The sequence below is a fragment of the Pseudomonas extremaustralis genome, assembly GCF_900102035.1.
GTDB classification, from domain to species: Bacteria; Pseudomonadota; Gammaproteobacteria; order Pseudomonadales; family Pseudomonadaceae; genus Aquipseudomonas; species Aquipseudomonas extremaustralis.
Map to the genome: position 1 here is coordinate 3852160 of NZ_LT629689.1, position 14195 is coordinate 3866354.

Consider the following 14195-nt stretch of genomic DNA (forward strand, 5'->3'; position numbering starts at 1 on the left):
TTCTGGTTCTTCCTGAAATGCAATGTGCTTAGAAGTTCACGCCGAGGCTCAGAGCAACGAAATCGCGATCATTCACCGTCGAGAAATCACCGCCGAAGAAGTTGGTGTAGTTCAGGCTGGCGGTGTAGGTGTTCTGGTATTCGGCATCCAGGCCCAGGCTGATGGCTTTGCGGCCCTCTTCGAAGTTGGCGCCCGGACCTGGGGAGTAACCCTTGACGTCGTGGGACCACGCCACGTTTGGCTTGAGGTTCACGCCGGCGAAGACGTCCGGGTATTCCCAGATGGCACGGGCGCGGTAGCCCCAGGAAGTGGCAGTGGTGAAGCCATCGTTGTTGCAGTTGGTATTGAGGCTGGCGGCATTAGCCAGCCCCCCACCCTGAGCAGTCGAGTTATTCAGCGCAGTACAGAAACCGCCAGGCAACGTACCGGGGCCGAATACCGGATCACGCCCGTAACGAGCCTCGGATTTGCTTTCCAGCCCGCCCACGTGTGTCACACCGATTTCAGCGACGGTGGTCAAGCGGCTGGCGCCCATCACTTGGTCGAAGAAGTGCGTGAACGTGGTCTGGAACTGAGTGACTTCCTTACGGTTGTAGCCATGCAGATCCTGGCCCGGACTGCCTTTGAGCACCGAAGCATTACCGTAGCCTGGCAGCGGTGTGACACCGGCATAGAGGATGTCGGTGGTGCTCAATTGCACAGGAGCATTCGGGCGATAGCTCAACTCACCGCTCCACGCCGTGCCTGTCGGCAAGGTGGTGGAGAAGCTCAAACCATAAAGGCGAATGTCTTCAGGGTATTCGACGAAATAGTTGGAATTACCCGCGACAACCAGCGGACGCAACGTGCCTGGAAGCCCGATAGGCCCCGTGTAAGCAGACTGTGGCGCGCCCTGCGCACTGAAAATCGGCGCACGGCTGTGGTAGTTCATGAAGTACGCACCGAACTCGGTGTCCAGCGGCTCGAAGTTGTAATGGAAGGCAACACCGAATTGGCCGCTATCGCGCGCGTCACGATCCGCCCCACGACGAACGAGGACGCCCTCGTTATTGACGTCCACACCATTGGCGGCAAGACCTGGGAGGACAGCCCCCGGCAGGAAGCGTCGACTGTTGAGCACCCGCAGGTTGTCACTGCAGCCATCGGAAATAACATCAGGCTGAGAGAAGAACGTCCCGCAGTTATCCGTAACGGTCTGGTCCCATTCCAACTGATAGAACGCTTCCGCCGACAGGTTATCGGTCAAGGTTTGCGACACATAGAACATGTTGACCGGAATCAGGCCTTCCTTGATTTCGGCGCCCGGACGACGGAATGCAGACACGTCGATCGGGTTGATGGAGTTGATGCCGCCGCCGATGAAGGTACTTTCCCCCCAGCTCACCACCTGCTTACCGAAGCGCACAGCCCCCGGTTGATCGGCAATCGAATAGTTGTGATAAACGAACGCATCGAGAATCTGGCCACCAGAAGACTTGGCACCCTCCTTGCGGTTGTTATCGCTGATGTCCTTGAACTCCCGACTTTCATCCTTGAGTTCAAAGTCATACCAGTACTTGCCGCGCACAAACACACCGGTATCGCCGTACTTCAGTTCCAGGTCATGGATGCCCTTGAAGATCTTCGAAAACGTTTCGCCGCGCTTGAAGTTCAAGTGGCCGTCATCCGAGGTCTGGGACAAACCCTTGCCGCCGTTGTTCACGCCGATCAGGTCGCGGTTGGGCTTGGCTGTGGACCAGCTCGCCCCCACGGAAAGCGACGAGTCAAAACTCCCTTCGATTTCACCGATATTGAAACTGACGCCGAATGCGGGCCCGGCGAGCGTAGAGGCGAGACTGACGGCCAGGGGCAATCTTGCCCGGCGCCAGAACTGGTTTACTGAGGTCATCGACGCTACTCCATGTGCATTATTGTTATGGCAGTGAGTTCTTTCTGTGATGCATGTAACGGCCGGAATACAACGATTCCAATGCCGCTCGGCAACCGAGCCCCCATGGCCCGAAGCGAAACATCCGTGAAAAACTCTGGAAGGGACTATAGCCAGCAGGGGGGTAGCGCTTGATCCCTCTAAAGTGTGATTTGCATCAGCAACCCGTCTGCCACAACCCTTTCGCCACGTCGGCGAGGGCCGACGCGGCAAGGATGGCTGAAAACTGGCAAATCACAAGTGAAGGCGCGAGATAGAGCGTTGCCGTGCCACGAGGGCACGGCAAATCCACTCAGAGGGTAGAAAGGAACGTACTGTTGTTGGCCTGCCATTCGATGATGTCAACGCGGATACGCTTTTTGTCGAGCTTGCCGACACTGGTCTTGGGAATTTCCGTAACAATAGCGATCTGGCTCGGAATCGCCCACTTACTCAAATGGCCCAACTCCACGAACGGCTTGAGGTGTTCCTTGAGCTCACGGGCCCCAATCACATGGCCATCACGCAGCACCAGCAATGCAAACGGGCGCTCGCCCCACTGCGGATCAGCGATGCCCACCACCGCTACTTCGCGTACCGACGGATGGCGGCTGACCAGGTCTTCGAGGGCCAGGGATGAGACCCACTCACCGCCGGTCTTGATCACGTCCTTGATGCGGTCGCGGATGTCGATCACCCCGAACGCGTCGAGGGTCGCCACGTCGCCGGTGTGCATCCAGCCGCCTTCCCACAGCTCCGCGCCTTTTTGCGGCTCGTTGTAATAGCCCTCGGTCAGCCACGGCGCACGCAGTACCAACTCGCCCTGGGATTCACCGTCGGCGGGCAGGAAGTTGCCCTCGGCGTCAATGATCGCCGCTTCCACCAACGGCCCAGGCACGCCGGCCTTGATACGGTAAGTGGTGCGCTCGTCCTCGGTGCCGGCGATCAACTCTTCATTGAGGTGAGCACAGGACACCAGTGGCCCGGTCTCGGACATACCGTACGCAGCGGTCAGTTGAATCCCACGAGCCTTGGCGGCTTCGTACAGCGTGCGGTTGAGGGCGCTGCCGCCGATGACGATTTTCCAGCCGCCAAAGTCCACACCCTGGGCCGCCTTGGCGTTGAGCACCATTTGCAGGATGGTCGGCACGCAGTGGGAGAACGTGACCTTCTCCTTGCGCCACAGCTCCACAAGGTATTCCGGGTCGTAGCGACCGGGGTAGACCTGTTTCAGGCCAAGCATGGTCGCCACATACGGCAGGCCCCAGGCATGCACGTGGAACATCGGCGTGATCGGCATATACACGTCGTTGGTGCCCAGCAGGCGCACGCTGTCGACGCAACCCATGATGGTCGCCACCCCAATGGTGTGCAGCACCAGTTGGCGATGGGTGAAGTACACACCCTTGGGATTGCCGGTGGTGCCGGTGGTGTAGAAGGTAGTAGCGACGGAGTGTTCGTCGAAGTCCTGGAAGTCGTACGTCGGGCTGGCAGCGGCCAGCAGGGTTTCGTACTCGCCCACCAGGTTGGGCAACTCGGCGGTCTTGGACTCGCCGTCCGTGAGCAGCAAGGTCTTGTCGACGGTGGTGAGCTGCCCGGCGATAGCCTGGTAAAGCCCCACGAACTCACTGTTGACCAGCACAAAGCGGTCCTCGGCGTGGTTCATGGTGTAGAGAATCTGCTCCGGCGACAGGCGCACGTTAATGGTGTGGATCACCGCGCCGATCATCGGGATGGCGAACATGCATTCCAGATAACGGTGGCTGTCCCAGTCCATTACGGCGACGGTATCACCCGCCTTGACCCCGGCTTCGGTGAGCACATTGGCCAGGCGCGCGACCCGTTCGATCAGGGTCGGATAGGTGTAGCGCAGCTTGTCGCGATAGATGATTTCCCGGGTTTTTTCGTAACGGGCGCCTGACATCAACAGGCGTTTGATCAACAGCGGGTATTGGTACGCACCTTCGGCGGGCGGGATAACACGGGTCTGCAACATACGAATCCCTTTTTATGACTGCACGGTCTTGGCTTGAAGACCTGCACTGTAGAGACGTTATGTGTCGGCCAAATCAGCCAAAGGAATGATTTGCAGGGTCTGGAGAATGCTAGCTTTGCGCCAGCATCAAAGCCTGGTAGCGACCTGATCTGGAGAGCTTTTTGATATCGACCACGCTCATTGATGAAGCCGTATTTGCACCATTCTTACCTTGACTGACGCCCATATCAGCCACTTCCCACCCCCGTTCCGACTGCCTCCGACAGCAACTTCGTATTCTCCGCAGATTCGGCTTTTAACGGTTGCCCCTGCACATTTTGCGGGCTTAGGTTCCTCGCCAACACTGACAACGACGAGGGAATGCACATGACCGACCAATGCATCGCCCCACACGAACTGGATCTCAAGAAACTCTGGGACAGTACCTGCGAACTGTCTGCCTGCAAGCGCATAACCAGCCATGACGGTAGAAACCCGAAAGTCACCATCGAAGTGCCGATACTGACCTGCAGTTGCCTATGGCACAGGTTTCAAAAAGAAGCGGAAGACTGGATCGCCCCCGGCGGCATACTCATCGCCGACCCACTAGCCCGCAACCGCAGGATCAACGCGGCGTATGCGCAATTGTGGCTGGCGGATAACCGCTTTCAATGGGCGGGGTTGGCAGCGTTTGCGTCGAAACAGGTGGGGTGTGGGTTGTTGCATGCTGTCACGCTGGATGAACGAATCGAAGCGGAGAAAAGAGCCTATCGGAAGCTGCAAGACAGTTATCCCAAAGACCTGTACGAGCGCATCGTGACCAATAAATTGCGCCCCAACGTTGAGCTTTGGGAGGCGTGGGACAAGGCCAAGCAGCAAAACCCCGTTCCACTGACAAGTGACCCGCTTTTGGGCGGGCTGATTACCAGGGTTCAGGAAGAGTTGAAATACGTTCATGAAATGCTGGCACTGGGGAATACGGCGCTGTTTCTGGATGTTTATCCGTTGCATCGGTTTTTTATGGTGCGGGGATTTAAAGAAATGGAGGAGTGTTTACCAAACCGCAGAAGCCTAAAAAACAAGGTGATTTGGCCCATTACAGAAAAAGTTGAATTTGGCGTCGCCCAGCGAGAAATCCTTGAAACCTTTGCCTATATCGATCAAGGCAAAATTAGCAATAGCGTTTACGAGATGGCACGGCATGAGCAACTAAATATTCTCCAACCCGCAATGTATGACGTGGAACGCTTTGCACGGCTAATGAGAGGTACCCAAGTGGGTGATGTCATTTCAGTAGTGACGGGTCTATTTTCCGGGCTACCCGAAGAAATACAACTAACGCTAGCCAGTCAGTGCAAAGCACCGGACACTAAAATCACTTTCAGCCAAAACCCTATTGCCGACTTGGCGAACAAAGACCAACGCATGGAGTTTGTATCACGAGCCGCCGAACAATTTGACAGACTGCTTAAAAACCAAACTACTCGCAGCCAATTAAAAGATTCCATTATAAAAATTGCAAATGGCGGAGGAGTAGAATAATGCTCAAATTATGCCTGAGCATCTCATTCGCAACATTGACCATATTGATATTTTATTTCAATCGCCCCCCTGAAAAAAATAACGCTATTTCCTTACACATAGGAAAACCCTACGAAGATGTACTTCGAGACTCAACATTTCCAGTAAAATCCAACACCGCAATGCGCCAAACTACCCCCCTAGTAGAGGATTCAACCTGGATTACCAGCCCAGTTATTGTAAAGTTTGATGACCCTCAACACGGTTTCACCTTACCCCCAACAAAGTTTGGAGCGATAGGCTATAACAACGGAAGGGTCACAACCCTCACTACCTCGCCGATGCTGGAGGCACTACCTTTTGACGAATTGATACCATTATTTAACCACTTACAGGGAGTTCTAAAAAAGTCCGGATGGTTACCACGCAACACTGACCGAAACAGCTGGCTCAAGTTAGATAGCAAACTTGAGAGAGGCGCATTACAGCGCTTACTCTTCGATCAAGCTGAAACAGTGGTACTTCTGATACCTCACAAATACGGTATGTCCCTCAGCGTCAAATGCTACGTGCGTTGCAATGAGCGTGATCCAAACACGGCGAAATATCTAATCGATGTTAGTGTTGGAAAGGATTACAGCAACAGATGAACATTAGCTCAGACATCCAAATACCCGTGCTGGCCCGGAGTATCTATGACACAGGTTTCAAAAAACCGAAGACGCCCCTCCCCGTCGGCAGCGTCCCCCTCGCCGCGGCATCAACACCGTCGCTTGAACAAGCGTTACTTCATGCTGGTAAACGCCAACTTCACCCCAATCGCGATCAGCACCGCCCCCATGGTCCGATCGAACCAATGCCCCATCCGCGCAAACCCGGCGCGTACACGTTGCTGGCTGAACAACATCGCCACCAGGCAGAACCACAACGCCGTGGCCACCGCTAGGTACACCCCATAACCGGCCTGGATCGCCAGGGGCGTCTGCGGGTTGATCACCACGGTGAACAACGAGAGGAAGAACAGCGTGGCCTTGGGATTCAAGCCGTTGGTGACGAAGCCTGCGGTAAACGCCCCGCGCGCAGTGCGCTCGCCCACTTCGCGGTGCAACTCGCCCTCGGCGGCAGGTTTGGCTGGCTGGGCACGCAGGGCCCTGAAGCCGATGTACAGCAGGTATGCCGCGGCCGCCCATTTCAGCGCGTTGAACAGCACAATGGACTGGGACACGATCAAGCCGATCCCCAGCAACGAATAGCCCACGTGCAGGAAAATCGCCGAGCCCACCCCCAGTGCGGTCCAGGTTCCGGCGCGACGGCCGTGGGTCACGCTTTCACGTACCACCACCGCGAAATCCGGGCCTGGGCTGGCAACGGCCAGTAAATGAATCAAGGCCACGGTCAAAAACTCGGCGAGGTACATACGCACTCCATTAAGTAACGGATTATTTCATCTGATAGGCTCGGCAGATTACGCCTTCGAACCCTGTCGCAAAAGGTACAGTTGATGACGAACAATCGCCGCGCCGTCTTCCTTGATCACCCGTCCCTGGACCTGGGGGACCTAGACCTCAGCGAGCTGCGAGACAGCTTCAGCGACTTGCAGCTATTCGCGCAGACCACGCCACAGAATGTGGTCGAACGCCTGCAGGGCGCGCAGGTTGCGATCAGTAACAAGATCACCCTCAACACCGAAACCCTGGAGGCCTGCCCGCAGCTCAAGCTGATCCTGGTGTCGGCCACCGGCACCAACAACGTCGACCTTGAAGCCGCCCGCGCCCACGGCATCACCGTGAGCAACTGCCAGGGCTACGGCACGCCGTCGGTGGCGCAGCACACGATCATGCTGCTGCTCAACCTGGCGACGCGCTTGAAGGACTATCAACGGGATGTGGCCGCCGGCAAATGGCAAGAAGCCAAGCAGTTCTGTCTGTTGGACCACCCCATCGTCGAGCTGGAAGGCAAAACCCTCGGCCTACTGGGCCATGGTGAGTTGGGCAGCGCCGTCGCGCGCCTGGCCGAAGCCTTCGGCATGCGCGTGGTACTCGGCGCGATTCCGGGCCGCCCTGCCCGCGCCGACCGTGTCCCCCTGGATGAGCTGCTGGCGCAAGTGGACGCGCTCACCTTGCACTGCCCGCTCAACGAACACACCCGCGACTTTATCGGCGCCCGCGAACTGGCGCTGCTCAAGCCCGGCGCATTCGTGGTCAATACCGCGCGCGGTGGCTTGATCAACGAACAGGCCCTGGCCGACGCCTTGCGCAGTGGCCACTTGGGCGGCGCGGCGACCGATGTCTTGAGCGTGGAGCCACCGGTCAACGGCAACCCGCTGCTGGCCGGCGATATCCCCCGGCTGATCGTCACGCCCCACAATGCCTGGGGCAGCCGCGAAGCGCGCCAGCGTATCGTCGGCCAATTGGCGGAAAACGCCCGAGGCTTTTTCAGCGGCGCCCCGCTACGCGTCGTCAGTTGATAAACTGCGCCCCTTTTCAAGGAGCAGACTATGGATCCGCGCAGTGAAGTACTGCTTCGCCAGGCCGAACTTTTTCAAGGCAACCTGCTGTTGGTCGGCTTGCCCGCCGACGACCTGCTGGGTCGCCTGCCCAACGCCCACGGCTGGAGCTGGCATGCCGGCGATCAGGCAGCGCTCGACGCACGCTTCCCCGAGCGCAGCCAGTTCGGCGTGAACGCGCCCGAACGCTCGTTTGATGCGGCGGTGATCTTCCTGCCCAAATCCAAGGAGCTGACCGACTATCTGCTCAATGCCGTGGCTTCGCGCCTGCCCGGCGCCGAGCTGTTTCTGGTGGGAGAGAAAAAAGGCGGTATCGAAAGCGCCGCCAAGCAGATGATTCCCTTGGGCAAACCGCGCAAGCTCGACAACGCCCGCCATTGCCAACTGTGGCAAGTCACCGTGGCCAACGCCCCGCAGGCGGTGGCGCTGGAGAGCCTGGCGCAAGTCTTTGACGTACCGTTGGCCGAAGGGCCGCTCAAGGTGGTGAGCCTGCCCGGCGTGTTCAGCCATGGTCGCCTGGATCGCGGGACCGAGCTGTTGCTGGAACATCTGGACAAACTGCCCAGCGGCCATTTGCTGGACTTCGGTTGCGGCGCGGGTGTGCTGGGGGCCGCAGTCAAACGTCGCTATCCGCACAACACCGTGACGATGCTGGATGTGGATGCCTTTGCCGCCGCCAGCAGCCGCCTGACCCTGGCCGCCAATGGTCTGGAGGCCGAGGTCCTGACCGGTGACGGCATCGATGCAGCGCCGATGGGGTTGAATGCGATTTTGAGCAACCCACCGTTCCACGTGGGGGTTCACACCGATTACTTCGCCACGGAAAACCTGCTGCGAAAAGCGGCGAAACACCTGGCAAAAGGCGGCGAACTGCGACTGGTCGCCAACAGTTTCCTGAAGTACCAGCCGTTGATCGAAGAGCATCTGGGCGTGTGTGCGGTCAAGGCCGAAGGCAATGGCTTTCGCGTCTACCGCGCCAAGCGCGGCTGACGGACGTTTGAAAAAGAAGGCTTGCCGAATGGATTTTGCCTAGGCAGAATCCGCTCCGTCCTAGGGGAGTAGTCTCCCACGAGCGCCATGCTCGTCCGGCATACGTCAACATACTTGGTCAACAGACCATGGCGTATGCGACCCAGGAGTCCGCATAGACGGACCGGGGTTTGACAAGACCTATGACACGCACACCTTACCCGGGGCGGGAAGGCTGTACGTGTCATAGCCGTGTCGACCCGCCCCTGGAAACCTACCTGATGCTGGATTCATTACTCGTTCCTACCGCAATCGTTGCCTTGGCCGAAATCGGCGACAAGACGCAACTGCTCGCACTCATTCTCGCCGCCCGCTTTCGCAAGCCCTGGCCGATCATCGCCGGCATTATCGCCGCGACCCTGGCCAACCATGCGGCCGCCGGTGCCGTGGGGGCCTGGTTTGGCAGTTTCTTCTCGGATGCGGTGTTGCACTGGATCCTTGCGGCGAGCTTCTGCGCCACGGCGCTGTGGACCCTGGTACCGGACAAACTCGACGATGACGAAGCCAGCACCTCGCGCAAATTCGGGCCGTTCCTGACCACGCTGATTGCGTTCTTCCTCGCTGAAATCGGTGACAAGACGCAGATCGCCACGGTGATGCTGGCGGCGCAATATCCAGAGCTGTGGCTGGTGGTCATCGGCACCACCCTGGGCATGTTGATTGCCAACGTACCGGTGGTGCTGGCGGGGAATTTCGCCGCGGAGAAACTGCCGTTGACCTTGATTCGTCGACTGGCGGCTTCGGCGTTCTTCATCCTGGCGATTGTCGCGGTGTACAAGGCCATGCAAAGCAGCGGTTGGATCTAGCAGATGAGCTTGCCGGCGATGGCGCTCTTGAAGGCGCTATCGCCGGCAGATCAATCAGGGCTTCTTGGCCTGCTGGTACAACGGCATCACTTTCGGAATCGCCGCCTGCAACGAGGCGATCCGGCTGTCGGAAGCCGGGTGAGTGCTCATGAACTCCGGCGGTGCGCCTTCCGAAGCCTTGGCCATCTTGTTCCACAACGTGATCGCGGCGTTCGGGTTGTAGCCGGCACGGGCCGCCAGCTCCAGGCCGATCAGGTCGGCTTCGTTTTCATTGCTGCGGCTGTTGGGCAAGGTCATGCCGTAGTTGGCCACCGTATCAGCCAGCGCCAGGCTGTCCTGGCCCAGGCCGAATAACGCACCGGCCCCCTGCTTGGCCATCTCGATACCGTAGGCCTTGGACATCGCTTCACGGCCGTGTTCACGCAAGGCATGGGCGATTTCATGGCCCATGACCGCAGCCAGTTCGTCATCGGTGAGCTTGAGGTTATCGATCAACGCGCTGTACACAAAGATCTTGCCGCCAGGCCCGCAGTTGGCGTTGATCTCATCGCTTTTGATCAAATTCACTTCCCACTTCCACTGCGCCGCATCGGGGCGGAAGGTAGGCGCCTGGGCGATCAGACGATTGGCGATCGCCTGCACGCGCTTGGCGTTGGTGCTGGTCTTGTCCACCAGGCCTTTGCCGCTGGCTTCGCCCAGGGTCTGCTGGTAGGACTGGGCATACATCTGGTCGACTTCCTGACTCGACAGCATGCTGAACATGTATTGCTTGCGCTCCACGCCGACAGCACCGCCGCTGGTGGTGTTGACCGACTGACACCCGGCCAGCGACACCGCTGCCGCCAACACGCTTACCGCCAATGATTTCTTCATAAACCCTCTCCCTGAAAACCAGGCCCGTATCCTAGGCGCTCATATGTATCGACGCCATATACAACAGACGTGTAACTGTTGATTTTCAGATACATCCCACACCGCCCGGTAACGACGGCGAGCATTGCGCTCGAGCCACCTCAGCGTATTTTTCGGGGCGATCCCTAATGCCCGGCGGCCCCATAGCCGATACCACAAGGTGGCCCCTCTCTTTCTGCGTCCGGAGCTTTCATGAAATTCAAGTCGATTCAGTTTTCTGTCGCAGCACTGGCCGGGGCCATTGTCCTGAGTGTGGTCGCGGTGCTGGTGCTCTACGCCTTGTTTACCGGCGCGCGGACTCAGGCGATGGTGCAGGAACGCACCCAGCAGCAATTCGAGCAGATCATCGAACAGCGCCTGACATCCCTGGCGCAAACCCAGGCCACGCTGATTCAGCGTGAACTGGAAGCGCCCCTGGTGACGGCCAAAAGCCTGGCCACCGCCAATGCCCTGCTCGACATGAAAGACGCCAAGGGCGCCCCGGCCCTGCAGATCAGTCGCGAGCAACTGATCAACCTGCTGCACGAAACCGTGGCGCGCAACCCGAAAATCCTCGGTGCCTATATCGGCTGGGAACCCAACGCTATCGATCACAACGACGCTGCCTATGTGAACAGCGCCGTCATCGGCCTGGATGCCAATGGCCGCTTCATCCCCTGGTGGTATCGCAACGCGGATGGAAGCCTGGGCCTGGATAAACTCGCCGACGTGACCGACCAGAAAATGCTCTCCACCGGCGTACGCGCCAGCGAGTACTACCTGTGCTCCAAGGAAAGCCAAAAGCCCTGCGTCATCGACCCCGCTCCCTATCAGGTGGGCAGCGCCATGGTGATGCTCGCGTCGTTTATCGAGCCGATCATGATCGACGGCGCCTTCCAGGGCATCGTCGGCGCCGACCTGTCGGTGAACTTCATCCAGGACATGCTCACCAACGCCGACAAAACCCTCTACAACGGCGCCGGCGAGCTGGCGCTGATCTCCAGCAACGGACGCCTGGTGGCCTACACCAAGGACCCCGGCAAGCTCGGCGAAAAGGCCAGCGACCTGCTCGACAGCAATGAAATCGCCAACCTCGCCCAATCGAAAATCGGCGAAGTGCGCTACGACATCGACAGGGAACACGGGCATATCGAGCTGTTCCTGCCATTCGGCATCGGCCAGACCGATGCGCGCTGGACCTTGATGATCCAATTGCCCCTGGACGCGGTGATGGCCGATTTGCAGGAACTGCAAAGCGAGCTGCAAGCTCAACGCAATACCGACATTTTCGGCATGACCATTGCCGGCCTGCTGGTGGCCGGTATCGGCTTGCTGGTGATCTGGCTGGTGGGCCACGGCATCGCCCGACCGCTCAAACAAATGGTGGCGATGCTCAATGACATCGCCGAGGGCGAAGGCGACCTCACGCGGCGCCTGACCAGTGACCGTGCCGATGAGCTCGGCGCGATCGCCGCTGGGTTCAACACCTTCCTGATCAAGTTGCAGGGCATGATCACTCAAGTGGTCAGTTCGGTGCAGAAGGTCAGCGACTCGTCGGAGCACACCGCTGACATCGCGATTCGCACCAACCAGGGCGTGCATAAACAGATGGTAGAAATCGACCAGGTGGCCACTGCCGTGCATGAGATGACCGCCACTGCACAAGACGTCGCACGCAACGCCACCCAAGCCGCACAAGCCGCCAGCCACGCCGACCAGGCGGCCAGCCAGGGCATGCGCATCGTGCGCGATACCTCCACGTCCATCGGGACACTCGCCGAGGAAATCGGCAAAGCCGTCGGCGTGGTACAGGCCTTGGCCAAGGACAGCGAGAACATCAATGCCATCCTGACCGCGATTCGCGCCATTGCCGAACAGACCAATCTGCTGGCGCTCAATGCCGCCATCGAGGCCGCGCGGGCTGGCGAGCAAGGCCGTGGCTTTGCCGTGGTGGCGGACGAAGTGCGCAACCTGGCGCAGAAAACCCAACAGGCCACCGGAGAAATCCAGACCATGATCCAGCAGTTGCAGCAGGGCACGCGGGACGTGGTGCGGGTGATGGAGGACAGTCAGCACCGCACCGATGAAAGTGTGCAACACGCGGCCAAGGCGGCCGAGGCGCTGGAGACCATCAGCCAGGCGGTGTCAGTCATCAACGACATGAACACCCAGATCGCCAGCGCCGCCGAGGAGCAGAGCGCGGTGGCCGAAGACATCAATCGCAACGTGATCAATATCGGCCAAGTGGCCAATGAAGTGGCGGGCGGCGCGGATGAGTCCAGCGCGGCCAGTGCGGACCTGACCAAGCTGGCGGAGCAACAGCGGCGGTTGATCAATCAGTTCAGAGTCTAGGCCGGGGTCAGGCACTCCGGCCCATTGAGCTTGGGATCGTTGACCAGATTGGCCAGGACCCGCTCGCGCAACGCGACCGGTTCACTGGCCAGCAACCCCTGCAACACATGCAATGGCGTTTCGGGATCGAGCCAGGCTTGCTGCCCCGCCGCGTCCAGAATCAGCGGACGGCGCTGACTCTGAGCGGCCTGGGTCACCACCGCCGTACTCAGCCATACCTGCTCCTGCACCGGATACGCCTCCCAGATCGCGGCGAAAAACAACGTCGAGCCCTCTCCCGGCGTCAACCAGTACGGGCGCTTGCGCTGGGTGCCGCGCCATTCATAGAAACCGTTGGCGGGCAGCAGGCAACGGCGCTGGCGAAACGCCTCGCGGAACATTGGCTGTTCGGCCAGGGTTTCGGCGCGGGCATGGGCCGGCGTGCGGGAAAGGTCCGTCAGCCACGGCGGCGTAAGGCCCCAGCGCGCCCGCGCCAGGGTGCGATGGCCTTCGCTCAGGCGCTGGATCAGCACCGAATCATTCGGGGAGATGTTCCACTGGGCCTGTTGGTCGGCCGGAAAACCCGGCAACGCAGCAAAAGTGGGGTTCCAGCGAAACAGGGCATAACGTCCACACATGGGGCAACACGACTCTTGGGTAAACCGACCGACAGCCTAACAGACCAGTACGTCCGGGAAGCTGTCGGGTTCATCGCCGCGCATCGGCTGCGCGTCCATGTAGGCGGTAATCAGCGCGCGGGCGTCGGCGGCCCGGTCGTTGTCCACCTCCAGCCCCAGCAGGCCGAATATCGGCAGTTCGCCAGTACCGCCAAGCAGATGGCGGCCCACCAGGTGCGCCTCGATCCCCTCGCTGGCGAGCATCTGCTGGAGCAACTCGCCTTCCATCAGGTTTTCCGGTTCATAGATTCGCTGCATGGGCGTACCCGCTATTCATTCTCGGCATGGACGTCAAGCATCCATTCGTGACCGTCCGTTTGCAGGGTGAAATTGATCGGCCGGCAACACACCGGGCAATCCTCGATGTAGGACTGATCGCCGCCGGAAAGATCCAGCACGGCTTCGACCGGCTCACCACAATAAGGACAATCGTACGACTCGGTTTCCAGCATCGCAGCCTCCACGGTGACTTGTGCGTATAATCGCCGGTCTATTTACAGGGTTATCGTTCGGCCGAGCCCATTACTCAGGCCGCGCCCTGGCATTTCTTCTA

General features: G+C 59.2%; 13 protein-coding genes, 1 pseudogene and 1 riboswitch. Of the genes and pseudogenes, 7 read left to right on the forward strand and 7 right to left on the reverse strand.

Going from position 1 to position 14195, the window contains the following annotated elements:
- Nucleotides 1-28: 28 nt before the first annotated feature.
- The gene (locus tag BLR63_RS17765) at nt 29-1888 is read right to left on the reverse strand and encodes a DUF1302 domain-containing protein (protein ID WP_010565707.1); all 1860 of its coding nucleotides are present in this window, start codon (nt 1886-1888) and stop codon (nt 29-31) included.
- Between the two features lie 331 nt (nt 1889-2219).
- Nucleotides 2220-3902, reverse strand: coding sequence for a fatty acid--CoA ligase (locus BLR63_RS17770; RefSeq protein ID WP_010565708.1), 1683 nt, complete (start codon nt 3900-3902; stop codon nt 2220-2222).
- Nucleotides 3903-4268: 366 nt separating this feature from the next.
- On the opposite strand from BLR63_RS17770, the gene BLR63_RS17775 reads away from it, so the two are divergent.
- Together BLR63_RS17775 and BLR63_RS17780 are read left to right on the forward strand one after the other, a co-directional pair.
- The gene (locus tag BLR63_RS17775) at nt 4269-5423 is read left to right on the forward strand and encodes a DUF2515 family protein (RefSeq protein ID WP_042947021.1); all 1155 of its coding nucleotides are present in this window, start codon (nt 4269-4271) and stop codon (nt 5421-5423) included.
- Nucleotides 5423-6052: a hypothetical protein gene (locus BLR63_RS17780; protein ID WP_081480373.1), complete on the forward strand. Its 630-nt coding sequence runs from the start codon at nt 5423-5425 to the stop codon at nt 6050-6052. Before BLR63_RS17775 ends, BLR63_RS17780 begins: the two co-directional genes overlap by 1 nt.
- A gap of 134 nt (nt 6053-6186) precedes the next feature.
- On the opposite strand, the gene BLR63_RS17785 is transcribed toward BLR63_RS17780, so the two are convergent.
- On the reverse strand, nt 6187-6819 hold the full coding sequence (locus BLR63_RS17785; protein WP_010565710.1) for a LysE family translocator: 633 nt from the start codon (nt 6817-6819) through the stop codon (nt 6187-6189).
- A gap of 84 nt (nt 6820-6903) precedes the next feature.
- Between BLR63_RS17785 and BLR63_RS17790 the strand changes: the two genes are divergently transcribed.
- The 3 genes from BLR63_RS17790 (at nt 6904) to BLR63_RS17800 (ending at nt 9743) form a co-directional block, all read left to right on the forward strand.
- Nucleotides 6904-7869 carry a 2-hydroxyacid dehydrogenase gene (locus tag BLR63_RS17790; protein WP_010565711.1) on the forward strand — a complete coding sequence of 322 codons (966 nt, stop codon included), beginning with the start codon at nt 6904-6906 and terminating at the stop codon, nt 7867-7869.
- Between the two features lie 30 nt (nt 7870-7899).
- Nucleotides 7900-8898: a class I SAM-dependent methyltransferase gene (locus BLR63_RS17795; RefSeq protein WP_010565712.1), complete on the forward strand. Its 999-nt coding sequence runs from the start codon at nt 7900-7902 to the stop codon at nt 8896-8898.
- Nucleotides 8899-8948: 50 nt separating this feature from the next.
- Nucleotides 8949-9070: riboswitch (yybP-ykoY riboswitch) on the forward strand.
- Nucleotides 9071-9158: 88 nt separating this feature from the next.
- Nucleotides 9159-9743: a TMEM165/GDT1 family protein gene (locus BLR63_RS17800; RefSeq protein WP_010565713.1), complete on the forward strand. Its 585-nt coding sequence runs from the start codon at nt 9159-9161 to the stop codon at nt 9741-9743.
- A gap of 54 nt (nt 9744-9797) precedes the next feature.
- On the opposite strand, the gene BLR63_RS17805 is transcribed toward BLR63_RS17800, so the two are convergent.
- Nucleotides 9798-10616 (reverse strand): M48 family metallopeptidase, encoded by an 819-nt coding sequence (locus BLR63_RS17805; RefSeq protein WP_010565714.1) that lies wholly within the window; start codon nt 10614-10616, stop codon nt 9798-9800.
- 1407 nt (nt 10617-12023) lie between these two features.
- Between BLR63_RS17805 and BLR63_RS32395 the strand changes: the two are divergent.
- Both BLR63_RS32395 and BLR63_RS32400 read left to right on the forward strand, forming a co-directional pair.
- Nucleotides 12024-12080 (forward strand): annotated as a pseudogene (locus tag BLR63_RS32395) (hypothetical protein); the annotation flags it as partial.
- A 201-nt stretch (nt 12081-12281) separates the two neighbouring features.
- Nucleotides 12282-12986: a methyl-accepting chemotaxis protein gene (locus tag BLR63_RS32400; protein ID WP_390896529.1), complete on the forward strand. Its 705-nt coding sequence runs from the start codon at nt 12282-12284 to the stop codon at nt 12984-12986.
- On the opposite strand, the gene BLR63_RS17815 is transcribed toward BLR63_RS32400, so the two are convergent.
- The 3 genes from BLR63_RS17815 to BLR63_RS17825 are packed head-to-tail and all read right to left on the reverse strand — an operon-like array spanning nt 12983 to nt 14094.
- Nucleotides 12983-13603 carry an SOS response-associated peptidase gene (locus BLR63_RS17815; protein WP_010565716.1) on the reverse strand — a complete coding sequence of 207 codons (621 nt, stop codon included), beginning with the start codon at nt 13601-13603 and terminating at the stop codon, nt 12983-12985. The two genes, BLR63_RS32400 and BLR63_RS17815, sit on opposite strands and share 4 nt — an antisense overlap.
- A 36-nt stretch (nt 13604-13639) precedes the next feature.
- Entirely contained in the window at nt 13640-13900 is a 261-nt protein-coding gene (locus tag BLR63_RS17820) for a putative signal transducing protein (protein ID WP_010565717.1), read from the reverse strand.
- 11 nt (nt 13901-13911) lie between these two features.
- Nucleotides 13912-14094 carry a CPXCG motif-containing cysteine-rich protein gene (locus BLR63_RS17825; protein WP_010565718.1) on the reverse strand — a complete coding sequence of 61 codons (183 nt, stop codon included), beginning with the start codon at nt 14092-14094 and terminating at the stop codon, nt 13912-13914.
- Between the last annotated feature and the right edge of the window lie 101 nt (nt 14095-14195).